Here is a 12,674-nt window from a genome sequence, read left to right on the forward strand (position 1 = left end):
CTGAAATGAAGAAATACCTGACCATGGCCCCGCTGCTTGCCGGCGCTGCCTTGCTTGCTTCGGTGGGCGTGTCGTCCGCCGAAGGCAAATACACGATCGGCATCTCCAACACCGTGCAGGGCAATGGCTGGCGTGAGGAAATGATCTGCGCCATGAAGGCCCAGGCGCTCGCCTCCGGCGAAGTGGCGAAGCTCAACATCGCCCACCGCAACACCGACGCCGCCGGCCAGCTCGAGGACATCCGCAATCTGATCAGCGCCAAGGTAAACGCCATCGTCGTCAACCCGGCCGATCCGGCCGGCATCAAGGCCGGTCTGGAGGAAGCCACCAAGGCGGGTATCGTCGTCGTCGCTGTCGACCAGGCGGTGACCGAGCCGTCCGCATACATCATCTCCAACAACCAGGAACAGTATGCCTATCTCGGCGCCAAGTGGCTGTTCCAGCAGATGGGCGGCAAGGGCGAGGTGCTGTACATGCGCGGCGCCGCCGGTGCTTCCGCCGACAGCGACCGCGACAAGGGCTTCAAGAAGGCGCTGGCCGAATTCCCCGACGTGAAGGTCGCGCAGGAAGTCTTCACCGGCTGGCAGCAGGACCAGGCCAAGCAGCAGATCCTGTCCTTCCTCGCCACCGGAACGCCGATCAACGGCATTTGGACCTCCGGCATCGACAACGTCATCGTCGACGCTCTGGTCGAGCAGCAGGCGCCGATGGTGCCGGTTGTCGGCGCCGACAATGCCGGCTTCGTCGGCCAGTTGAACACGGTCAAGGGTCTGGTCGGCGCTGCCGTCACCAATCCCGGCTCGATCGGCGGCGCCGGCGTCACGCTCGCACTGCAGATCCTCGACGGCAAGAAGCCGGCGCAGCAAACCGTTCTGGTCGAGCCGCAGCTCTGGGAAAATGTCACGGAGGAAGGCAAGGCCAAGCTGAAGGCGGCCGCCGATCCGTCGCTCAGCCCCGAATGGCCGGTCTCGATCTCGATTCCGGACTGGACCACCTACACCAAGGAGCAGATCGTCGCCTGCAAGGGTCCGGGCGAATAGTCGCCTGAGCGACTTCAACTCCGCAGATTTCGCAAAAAGCATCCTACGGTTTTTGCGATAAGGAACTGCGGCAGATAAGGTCGCCGGGACGGCAGGTGCGAACCTGCCGTCCTTGGCGCTTGATGCGAGAACGCTGGTTTTGACGACGAACGAATTGCCGAACAATACATTGCTGGACGCCACCGGCGTGGCGAAGAATTACGGCGCGGTGTCGGCGCTGCGTGACGCATCGTTATCGGTGCTGCCGGGCGAAGTGCATGCGCTGATGGGCGCCAACGGCGCCGGCAAGTCGACCCTTGTTAAGATCCTGACCGGTGCGATCCCGGCGGATGCCGGCCGCATCCTGATCCGCGGCGAGGCGCGCGATGTCCGCTCTCCGGCCGCCGCGCGTCGCGCCGGCCTGCTGCCGGTCTACCAGGAACCGGCGCTGATCCCCGACCTCGATGTGCTTTCCAATCTCAGGCTCACCGGCACACCGGTCGAGCCGTTCCGCGCCTGGGTGCGCGAGCTCGGCATTCCGAACCTCGACATACGCGAGACCGCGCGCGACATTCCGCTGGCCGTCCTGCGTGTGCTCGACCTAGCGCGCGCGCTCGCCGCCGAGCCCGACGTTCTGCTGCTCGACGAGATGACGGCCGCGCTGCCCGCCAACCTTGCCGAAAAAGTGCTGGAAGTCGTGCGCCGCCAGGGCGACAGCGGCCGCTCGGTCATCTTCATCTCGCACCGTTTCGTCGAGATCTCGGCGCTGTGCGACCGAGCCACAGTGCTGCGCGACGGCGCAACCGTCGGCGTGGTCGACATCGAGCCCGGCGTCGAGGAAAAGATCGTCGAGATGATGCTTGGCGCCCGTATCGAGAAGACCAGCGTCGCCGCGGCGCGCACGGCAAGCGAAGCGCCGGTCGTGAAGGACAGCCACCCTCGGCTTTCGGTCCGCAACCTGCAGCTCGGCACGAAGCTGCATGACGTCTCTTTCGATCTCGCCAATGGCGAGGTGGCCGGCGTCGTCGCGCTCGAGGGCCAGGGCCAGGACGAGCTCTTCGCCGCCCTTGCCGGCTCGATCCGCCCGGCCGGCGGCACGATCGCCGTCGATGGCGCGCCGGTGAAGTTCTTCCATCCAAGCGATGCCATCCAGGCCGGCCTCGCCTACGTGCCGGGTGACCGCACAGAGGCTTTAGCCATGCAGCGTTCGGTGCGCGAGAACATCGCGCTGCCTTTCAGCGCTGCGCTGCGCAAATGGGGACCGATCAAGGTGCGCCGGGAGCATATGGTGGTTTCAAGCGCCATCGCCCGGCTGCAGATCGACACCCGCGCGCAGGGCGAGGTGCAGCGCCTTTCCGGCGGCAACCAGCAGAAGGTGACGATTGCCCGCTGGATCGCGGCAGATGCCCGCACCATCCTCTGCTTCGACCCGACGCGCGGCATCGATGTCGGCACCAAGCAGGAAATCTACAAATTGCTGCGCGAGCTCGCCGGCCTCGGCAAATCGGTCCTCTTCTACACATCCGAGCTGGAGGAAGTGCAGCGTGTCTGCGACCGCGTCATCGTCATCTTCGGCGGCCGTGTCGTCGACACCTTCCCGGTCGAGCTCGCCGACGAGCCGGCTCTGATGCGGGCCGCCTACGGCCTGCCGCGCGGCGCCAGGGCGGATGTCGGCATCCTTGCCGATGTCAGGCCAACGTCCGACGCGGAGGCCGCGCCATGATGCGCTTCCTGCGCCGCCAGGGCTGGGTCGCCGGCCTGCTCGCCCTGCTCGTATTCCTGTTCGTCGTCACCAAGCTGATCCAGCCGGGCTACGGCAGCGGCGACTTCGGCTCGCTGGCGCGGGCGGTTCTGCCCTACGCCTTCGCCGTCGCGGCGCAGACTGTGGTGGTCATCGCCGGCGGCATCGACCTCTCGGTTGCCGCCATGATGGCGCTGACCAGCGTCACCGCCGCCTCGATGATGAACGGCGCCAGCGAGGAATATGCGTACTTCGTCGTGCCCTTCGTGCTGGCCATGGGCCTTGTGCTCGGCGCGCTGAACGGCCTCCTGATCGTGGTGACCCGAGTGCCGGATATCGTGGTTACTTTAGCCACGCTCTTCGTTCTGCAAGGCGCGGCGCTTCTGGTGCTTGACGCGCCCGGCGGCGCAGCCGCCGAGTGGCTGAAGGCCACCGTCGTCGGCACCATGCCGATCCCCGGCATGCCGGATTGGGCCGATGCCTGGGTCCCGAAGGCGCTGGTGCTGCTGCTTGTCTGCCTCTTCGTCATCTGGATCCCGCTCAGGCGCTCGCGGCTTGGCCTCTCCATCTACGCCATCGGCAGCAACGAGCTCGCCGCCTTCCGCAGCGGTGTGCCGGTGGCCCTCACCAGGATCGTCGCTTACGCGCTCTCCGGCCTGTTCGCAGCACTTGGCGGGCTGTCGCTCACCATCAGCACCGGCATCGGCGCGCCGATCCCCGGTCCCTATCTGCTGGCCAGCGTCGCGGCGGTGGTGCTGGGCGGCGTCGCGCTCGGTGGCGGCAAGGGTGGGCTGCTCGGGCCGATCATCGCCGTCTTCGTGCTCAGGCTGGTGCGCACCGACCTGACGCTTCTGGCCATCGATCCCAACGTCACGGCCATCATCGAGGGCGCGATCATGGTCGCCGTGGTGATGTTCGGCGCCTTCATCACCATCCGGGGCCGCCCGGCAGGAGCAACACCATGACGAACAGCGCGACCATGCCCCAGCCGGTCTCGCTCGGCCGCCGCCTGAAGCGCTTCATGGCGGACCGGCCGCTCATTCCCCTGATCATCCTGCTCGTCATACTGGTGCTGATCCTGCAGGTTCTTCGCCCCGGGATCGTCAACGAGCGCTGGATCGCCAACACCGCCAAGTTCGCCATTCCGCTGGCAATCCTCGCCGGTTGTCAGACCATGACGATGCTCACCGGCGGCATCGACCTCTCGGTCGGCACGGTGGCGACGATGAGCGCCTTCATCATGGCGACGCAAATCGTCAACCAGGATCCGACGGTGGCTTTCATCCTCGCCATGCTGCCGGCGGTGCTGATCGGCCTCGTCAACGGCGTCGGCGTCGGCGTCTTCCGCGTCCATCCGCTGATCATGACGCTCGGCACCAGCCTGATCGGCACCGGCTTCCTGCAGGTCTACCAGCGCACCGTGATCGCCTCCGGCGCCAAGATTCCGGATTTCCTCAACTGGCTCGGCACCGGTCTCACCTACGGCTTCCCCAACGCGCTCTTCCTGTTCGTGCCGGTGGCGGTGCTGATCGTCTTCACCTTGAACCGTACAGGCTTCGGCCGCCTGCTCTACGCCGTCGGCGACAATGAGCGCGCTGCACGGCTTTCGGGCGTCCGCTACTGGCAGGTGATCACGGCGCTCTATGTCATCTCCAGCCTGCTCGCCGGCATCACCGGCCTGCTCTATATCGGCCTGATCAAGGCGCCCTCGCTGTCGCTCGCCGAGCCGCTGGTGCTACCTTCGGTGGCTGCCGCCGTCATCGGCGGCACCTCGATCTTCGGCGGCCGCGGCGGCTATATGGGAACCATTGTCGGCGCGCTGATCCTGACCGTGCTGACGACGCTGCTCACCATCCTGCATATGCCCGAAGGCGGCCGCCGCATCCTCTTCGGCTTCATCGTCCTGTTCGTGACCGCGGCCTATTTGAGGATCATCGAGGACAGGTAACAGGGGAAGCTATGCCGAGGCGTTGATTAGCTTGCCGCGCGCTGCGGCATGTATGGCTACAACAAGGTCTTTTTCGTCGAACGGCTTGCCGACGAGCGCGACATCGAGGGGGCGCTCCACGATTTTCTCCGCATCCGCATAGCCGGTGATCATAACCGCGGGCCAGCCGGCACGCAGATTGCGGGCAAACCGGATCACGTCTATGCCCGAGATAAGGGGCATGGCAAAATCGGTGACGATCACGTCGAATCGATCCGGCTCTCTCTCAATGGCGGCAAGCGCTTCGGCTCCGCCGGAGGCCCCTACGACCTCGAAGCCGGACTGCCTGAGCGACATGGCCGTCATTTCTCTCAAGGAGTGGCTGTCATCGATGAGCAGAACGGTCAGTGATCGTTCGCCAACCGCCGTGGCGCGCTCCGCGTCGGCAGCCTCGACAGCCTCTGCCCCGGCAACAGCGATAGCCTCGGTGACATCCTGCGGCTGATTGGATCGGGGCAGCCACAGTTCTATGATGGTGCCGCGGTCCACCTCGCTCTCTATCCTGAGCGTGCCGCCCGACTGCTTGGCGAAACCATAGACGGTGCTGAGACCCAGCCCCGTGCCCTTCCCGATCGGCTTGGTTGTAAAGAACGGCTCGACCACCTTGCTTATCATGTCGCCGGCAATTCCGGTCCCGGTGTCCTCGACAGCGACCACCACATAGTCGCCGGCCGGCAGTTCGTCGCCCGCGTGGCCGACGCTGCGGTTGCTCGTTCGGACGAGAACCGTGCCTCCCGAAGGCATTGCGTCTCGCGCATTGAAGATGAGGTTCATCAAGGCGAGCTCGAGCTGCGCCGCATCCACATATACGGGCCATGTGTCGTCACTCACCAGCCACTTGAAGCGCACGAGGCCTCCAAGGACCGGGGCAACCAACCCGTTCATCGTATCCCCAAGGCTCGACAAGGGTACTGCCACGGGCTTCAGGTCCTGGCGTCGCGAAAAAGCGAGCATGCGCTGGACGAGATCCCTGCCTTGCCCGGCGGAGCGGCGTGTCATGTCGAGGATCTTGGTAGCGTTGCCGTCCAGCGTCAGCTGTCGCTCGAGCAGGCTTAGGCCGGAAAGGATCGCCGCGAGGAGGTTGTTGAAGTCATGGGCGAGTCCGCCGGTCAGTTTGCCGATCGCATCGAGCCGCTGCGACTGCAGCAGCTGGCTCTCCAGGCGGCGTTGCTCTGTTATGTCTTGCATGGTGCCAAGCAACTCGAGCCCAGCGTCATCTTTGGAAATCACGCCCCGATCGAAGAAGATGCGATATTCATCATTGGCGCACCGCCAGCGAAATTCGCAGCCATAGGACCCCGTCTCGCATGCCGCCGAAAGCGACCTGGTTACCTCCTCGCGATCGTCGGGGTGAACCCGGCTGAGCCCGAAATCCGGATGGGACAGGAAACGGCTCGGCGGGAACCCTGTCAGCCGCTCGACGCCTTTCGAGACGTAGCTTGCGGCGAAAGGCGCCTCAGCCGAGCGGGCATGAAAACAAATTGGAAGCGAGGCAAGAATAGCCTCCTGCCTTGCTTCCGAATGGCGCAGCGCCCGCTCGGCATCGAGTTTGTCCGACTTGGCCTTCAGCGCCTGTTCGAGCAGCCGCTGCTCCCGCGCCGCGTTTCGCTCGATCTCGCGCGTCTTCTCATGAAGATCGACGAAGACCATAACCTTGGAGCGAAGCATCACCGGGTCGAACGGCTTGAACAGGTAGTCGACAGCGCCGACGTCATAGCCGCGCAGCATATGCGCCTCTTCCTTGCTGATCGCGGTAAGGAAGATGATCGGCGTGTTTTTCGATCGTTCACGCCGGCGGATCAGCGTGGCCGTCTCGTAGCCGTCGAGGTTCGGCATGAGCACGTCGAGCAGGATGACGGCGAAATCTTCCTTGAGCAGGAAGCGCAGCGCTTCCTCACCCGACTGGGCGCAGACGACCTCGCCGACTTCGCCAAGCACCTCCGCGATGGCAAGCAGATTGCGTTCGTCGTCATCGACCGCGAGAACGCGTGCCCGCAATCCTTCGACCGGTTCGCTTCTTTCTGCCTCGATCGCGGCCATTCCTTTTACCTGCCGGAGCGCTTTCAGATGGCGGTCATCAATGCCGGCGCGAAGGGCTCAGCCCGCGCTCGCGCGCGACCGATCCAAACCCGCAGCAACGCAAGCAGCAGATCGAGGTCGACCGGTTTGGCGATGTAGTCGGATGCGCCGGCGTCCAGGCATTTCTGACGGTCGCCTTTCATCGCCTTGGCGGTAACCGCGATCAATGGGATGTGCGCTATCGCCGGCATGGCCCGAATCCGACGCATGGTCTCATAGCCGTCCATTTCCGGCATCATGATGTCGATCAAGGCGACATCGACGTCGGGTGTTTCTTCGAGCAACGCGATGCCGTCCCGGCCCCGTTCGGCATGCTGCACATCAATGTCGTAAGTCTCCAGCACGCTGGTCAACGAGTAGATGTTGCGAATGTCGTCGTCGACGATCAGAACCTTGGCGCCGGCGAGATCGGCATTGTCGACCTGCTCGGTGGCCAAGATCTGTTCGCTCTGCGTGTCGCTTGGCAGTGCCGCCGAGATCAGGAGCCCGAGTTGGCCGAAGTTGTCGGCACGTGGGACATCGCCTAGTGCCGGATGCAGCGCGACCTGCTGCAGAAACGCGTCCGGGTGCGGCGTGAAGAACAGCAGGCGCGGTAGAGCGTCGCTGAACTGAGACACGATTTCGTCGAGCATCTGGGCGTTGTCCTTGGCCGAACGCCCAAACCCGAAAACAAACGCATCATAAGCGGCGGCGCCCGGCTCGTCCGCGTTGGCGGCGACACGACCGACCGCGGTGACCGAGGTGATGCCATCTCGAATGGCTTCCACCAGGGCCAGGCGGCGCTCGGGATCGGGATCGGCGATCAGCACGTTGCGCTGCACCCTCAGGTTTCGCGAATGGATTTCCTCGAAAACGCGGGCGAGCTCGCCGGCCGAAACCGGCTTGCTCGAGACGCTTGCAGCGCCCCTGCGCGTCAGCACTTCGAGATCTTCGGCGCCGGAGATGACATGGATCGGAATGTTCCTGGTCTTCTGGTCATGCCGCAGAAGGTCGAAAAGCACCCAGCCGTCGATGTCTGAAAGGCCGAGATCGAGCGTGATCGCATCGGGCATCAGCTTGCGGGTCAGTGCCAGCGTGCCGGAGCCGGCCGTTGAAAGCACCCCCTTCAGTCCGGCGGATCGAGCAAGACCGAGCAGCAGCCCTCCGAAAGTCGGGTCGTCCTCGACAATAAGCACCACCCTGTCCGAGGGGTTGATCGAGTCACGATCGTCCGCAAGTTCTGGGGTACCCGAGCTGTCTGCTGGCTGGACGCCCGCCGCGATGACGTCGGCAGGCGAAAGCTCGATCGGCGCCGCCAGGCTGCTGCTGCGCGGGCCATCGAAGGGGATGACCAAGGTGAAGGTCGATCCCTTGCCTGGCTCGCTTTCGACGCGCAGCTCACCGCCGAGCAACCGGGCGATTTCCCGGCTGATGGAAAGGCCGAGGCCAGTGCCGCCGTATTTGCGGCTGGTCGTGCCGTCGGCCTGCTGAAAGGCCTCGAAGATGAGCTTTTGCTTGTCTTCCGGAATGCCGATCCCGGTATCGGTAACGGCGATCGCCAGCGCCCGGGGCGGCGCCGCACCATTTTTGCGGCCGGTTCTCTCGGCATGGATGTTCAGCATCACCTCGCCATTGGACGTGAATTTGAAGGCATTGGACAGCAGATTGAGCACGATCTGCTGCAGCCGCTTTTCGTCCGTGCGGATCGTCTCAGGCAGGGCTTGCTCGATCTTGATGGTGAAGCCGAGCCCCTTGTCAGCCGCAAGCTGTCTGAAAGTCCGCTCCATATGCTGGCGCAGGTGTGCGAGCGGCATGTCGTTGATTTCGATCGACACCGTGCCGGACTCGATCTTGGAAAGATCCAGTATGTCGTTGATCAGGCTGAGCAGGTCGGTACCTGCCGAGTTGATCGTACGCGCGAAATCGATCTGCTTGTCGTTCAGATTCCCCTGCTGGTTTGTCGCAAGCAGATTGGACAGGATCAACAGCGAATTCAGCGGCGTCCTCAGCTCGTGACTCATGTTCGCCAGGAATTCGGATTTGTATTTGGAGGTCAGCGCCAGTTGCTCGGCCTTCTCCTCCAGAGCCCGCCTGGCCATCTCGATCTCGAGGTTCTTGTTTTCCACCTGCTTCTTTTCATTCTCGAGCAGTTGCGCCTTTTCCTGCAGCTCCTCATTGGTGGCGTGAAGCTCTTCCTGCTTCTTGGTGAGCTCGGTCTGACGCGACTGCAGTTCGGACGTCAAAAGCTGCGATTGCTTGAGAAGCCCTTCCGTGCGCATGGTCGCGGCGATCGTGTTGAGCACGATACCGACCGATTCCATGAGTTGCTCCAGGAAAAGGCGGTGCGTATCGCTGAACCGGCTGAACGAAGCCAGTTCGATAACCGCCTTGACCTCGTCCTCGAACAATGCCGGCAGGACGATGGCGCTCGCCGGCGGGGCCTCGCCCAGGCCGGAGGTGATGCGCAGGAAGCTCGATGGGACGTCATCGAGCATGATTGCCCGTTTGTCGGCGGCGCACTGCCCGATCAGGCCTTCGCGGAAGTCGACCCGTTGGCGGACGGTGGCCTTGCCTTCGGCGGCGTAGGACGCGGCCAATTCCAGATAGGATTCCTCCTCGTCGCGATTGGTGACGTAGAACAGGCCGTATTGCGCGTTCACCAGCGGCGCGAGCTCGGAAATGATCATCCGCGAAACCGTGGCAAGGTCCCGCTCGCCCTGCAGCATGCGCGAGAAACGGGCGAGATTTGTCTTCAGCCAATCCTGCTCGGCATTCTTCAAGGTCTGGTCCTTGAGGTTGCGGATCATCTCGTTGATGTTGTCCTTCAGCGCCGCGACCTCGCCGGAGGCCTGCACGCTGATCGAGCGGGTGAGGTCGCCCTTGGTGACCGCGGTCGACACTTCGGCGATGGCCCGGACCTGGGTCGTCAGGTTCGCCGCCAACTGATTGACGTTGTCGGTCAGGTCGCGCCACAGGCCGGCGGCGCCCGGCACCCTGGCCTGGCCGCCGAGCTTGCCCTCGATGCCGACCTCGCGAGCCACGTTGGTCACCTGATCAGCGAAGATCGCCAGCGTCTCGATCATTCCGTTGATCGTGTCCGCCAACGAAGCAATCTCGCCCTTGGCATCGACCGCAAGCTTGCGCTTCAGATTGCCCTGGGCAACCGCGGTGACGACGTCTGCAATGCCGCGCACCTGGTTGGTCAGATTGGTCGCCATCAGATTGACGTTGTCGGTCAAGTCCTTCCAGGTACCGGCCACACCCTCCACCCGAGCCTGACCGCCGAGCTTGCCTTCGGTGCCGACTTCGCGCGCCACGCGCGTCACCTCGCCGGCGAACGAGTTGAGCTGGTCGACCATGGTGTTGATGGTCGACTTCAGCTCCAGGATCTCGCCCTTCACGTCGACAGTGATCTTCTTCGACAAGTCGCCTCGCGCCACCGCTGTGGTAACTTCGGCGATGTTGCGAACCTGACCGGTGAGGTTCTCGGCCATCGAGTTGACGTTGTCGGTCAGGTCCTTCCAGGTGCCGGCGACGCCGCGCACCTGTGCCTGACCGCCGAGCTTGCCTTCGGTGCCGACCTCGCGCGCCACGCGCGTCACTTCCGAGGCAAAGGAGTTCAATTGGTCCACCATCGTGTTGATGGTGTCCTTGAGCTCCAGGATTTCACCGCGCACATCGACCGTGATCTTTTTCGAAAGATCGCCGAGTGCGACGGCCGTCGTCACCTCCGCAATGTTGCGCACTTGGCCCGTGAGATTGGCGGCCATGGCGTTGACGTTGTCGGTGAGGTCCTTCCAGGTGCCGGCAACGCCGCGTACCTGCGCCTGTCCGCCGAGCTTGCCGTCGGAACCCACTTCGCGGGCGACGCGCGTCACCTCCGAGGCGAAGGAGTTCAACTGGTCCACCATCGTATTGATGACGTCCTTGATCTGCAGGATTTCGCCCAAGGCGTCGACGGTGATCTTCTGGGTCAGGTCGCCGGTGGCGATTGCGGTCGCGACCTTGGAGACGTCGCGCAATTGCACGGTCAAATTGCCGGCCATCGCGTTGACATTGTCGGTCAGATCCTTCCAGGTGCCGCCGACGCCCTCGACGTGCGCCTGACCTCCCAATTTGCCTTCCGAGCCCACTTCGCGCGCCACGCGGGTGACCTCCGACGCGAAGGAATTGAGCTGGTCCACCATGGTGTTGACGGTGTTCTTCAGTTCGAGGATTTCGCCCTTCACATCGACGGTGATCTTTTTCGAAAGGTCGCCCCTGGCAACGGCCGTGGTCACATCGGCGATATTGCGCACCTGCCCGGTCAGATTGGCGGCCATCAGGTTGACGTTGTCCGTCAGGTCCTTCCACGTGCCGCCGACTCCACGGACTTCAGCTTGGCCGCCCAGCTTGCCCTCGGTGCCGACTTCGCGTGCCACGCGGGTGACTTCCGAGGCGAAGGAGTTCAGCTGGTCCACCATCGTGTTGATGGTGTTCTTCAGCTCCAGGATCTCGCCTTTCACATCGACCGTGATCTTCTTCGAGAGGTCACCCAGTGCCACCGCGGTAGTCACTTCGGCGATGTTGCGCACTTGACCGGTAAGATTCGCCGCCATGGAATTGACGTTGTCGGTCAGGTCCTTCCAGGTGCCGGCGACACCGCGCACCTGTGCTTGGCCGCCGAGCTTGCCTTCCGTGCCGACCTCGCGCGCCACGCGCGTCACCTCGCCGGCAAATGAGTTGAGCTGATCGACCATGGTGTTGATGGTCGATTTCAGTTCCAGGATTTCGCCTTTCACGTCGACCGTAATCTTCTTGGAAAGGTCGCCCAAAGCCACCGCCGTCGTCACATCGGCGATGTTGCGCACCTGGCCGGTCAAGTTGGCGGCCATCAGGTTGACGCTGTCGGTTAGGTCCTTCCAAGTACCGCCAACGCCCTCGACACGGGCCTGGCCTCCGAGTTTGCCCTCGGTGCCGACCTCACGCGCGACGCGGGTCACCTCCGAGGCGAAGGAGTTGAGCTGGTCCACCATCGTGTTGATGGTGTTCTTCAGTTCGAGGATCTCGCCCTTCACGTCGACGGTGATCTTCTTCGACAAGTCGCCAGATGCGACAGCCGTGGTCACCTCCGCAATGTTGCGCACCTGGCTGGTCAGGTTGGTCGCCATCGCGTTGACATTGTCGGTCAGGTCCTTCCAAGTGCCGGCCGCCCCCCTGACGCGTGCCTGACCGCCCAGCTTGCCTTCGGTGCCGACCTCGCGCGCCACACGCGTCACCTCCGACGTGAAGGACGCGAGCTGCTCAACCATGGTGTTGACGATTTTACCGATGCGCAGGAATTCGCCACGAAGCGGCCTGCCGTCAATTTCCACCATCATGGATTGGGACAGATCGCCCTTGGCGACCGCGCCGATGACGCGGGCAACTTCCGCGGTGGGCTGCACCATGTCCTCGATCAGGTCGTTGACCGAACGGACGCTCGATTCCCAGCTGCCTTTGGCGTTCCTCACATGGCCGCGTTCGCCGATGCGGCCGTCCTTGCCGACGACCCTGCTCAGCCGCGCAAATTCTCGCGCCATCTGGTCGTTCAACTCGACGATCTGATTGAATGTGTCGGCGATCTCGCCGTTCAACCCTTCATAAGAATTCTCGATGCGGACGGAGAAGTCACCGTTTCGAAAGGCTTTGAGGGCGTTGAGTATCTGACGGGAATCGAATTGTTCCTTTGACGAACGAGAAACGCCCACACTCCCCTCCGCGCCTGCCCCGACAGCTATATTAAGCCGAGGGCCAGAACGCATCGCGGCCTGTTTGGTTCCGTGCCTGTTTGAACAGGTGGTTAATCAGATGTGGCGAAGCTTGCCGCAGAGACGCTCAGGCCGGATTC

Annotated in this window: 6 protein-coding genes; 4 read left to right on the plus strand and 2 right to left on the minus strand. The window is 63.4% G+C overall.

Annotated features, from left to right (window positions below):
• Positions 1-5: 5 nt before the first annotated feature.
• The 4 genes from A9K66_RS00535 (at position 6) to A9K66_RS00550 (ending at position 4,708) form a co-directional block, all read left to right on the plus strand.
• Positions 6-1,040 (plus strand): ABC transporter substrate-binding protein, encoded by a 1,035-nt coding sequence (locus A9K66_RS00535; protein ID WP_067003942.1) that lies wholly within the window; start codon positions 6-8, stop codon positions 1,038-1,040.
• Between the two features lie 154 nt (positions 1,041-1,194).
• Positions 1,195-2,742, plus strand: coding sequence for a sugar ABC transporter ATP-binding protein (locus A9K66_RS00540; protein WP_067319611.1), 1,548 nt, complete (start codon positions 1,195-1,197; stop codon positions 2,740-2,742).
• Positions 2,739-3,725 (plus strand): ABC transporter permease, encoded by a 987-nt coding sequence (locus tag A9K66_RS00545; protein ID WP_067318800.1) that lies wholly within the window; start codon positions 2,739-2,741, stop codon positions 3,723-3,725. The genes A9K66_RS00540 and A9K66_RS00545 overlap by 4 nt, the downstream gene beginning before the upstream one ends.
• Positions 3,722-4,708: an ABC transporter permease gene (locus A9K66_RS00550; RefSeq protein WP_067003946.1), complete on the plus strand. Its 987-nt coding sequence runs from the start codon at positions 3,722-3,724 to the stop codon at positions 4,706-4,708. The genes A9K66_RS00545 and A9K66_RS00550 overlap by 4 nt, the downstream gene beginning before the upstream one ends.
• Before the next feature lie 9 nt (positions 4,709-4,717).
• Here A9K66_RS00550 and A9K66_RS00555 read toward each other — a convergent pair whose 3' ends face one another.
• Both A9K66_RS00555 and A9K66_RS00560 read right to left on the minus strand, forming a co-directional pair.
• Positions 4,718-6,787 (minus strand): response regulator, encoded by a 2,070-nt coding sequence (locus A9K66_RS00555; RefSeq protein ID WP_067318802.1) that lies wholly within the window; start codon positions 6,785-6,787, stop codon positions 4,718-4,720.
• A gap of 23 nt (positions 6,788-6,810) precedes the next feature.
• Complete coding sequence (locus A9K66_RS00560; protein WP_067318804.1) at positions 6,811-12,534, minus strand: HAMP domain-containing protein; 5,724 nt, start codon at positions 12,532-12,534, stop codon at positions 6,811-6,813.
• Positions 12,535-12,674 lie beyond the last annotated feature (140 nt).

It is taken from the genome of Mesorhizobium sp. AA23, from assembly GCF_001672435.1.
Lineage (GTDB): Bacteria > Pseudomonadota > Alphaproteobacteria > Rhizobiales > Rhizobiaceae > Mesorhizobium.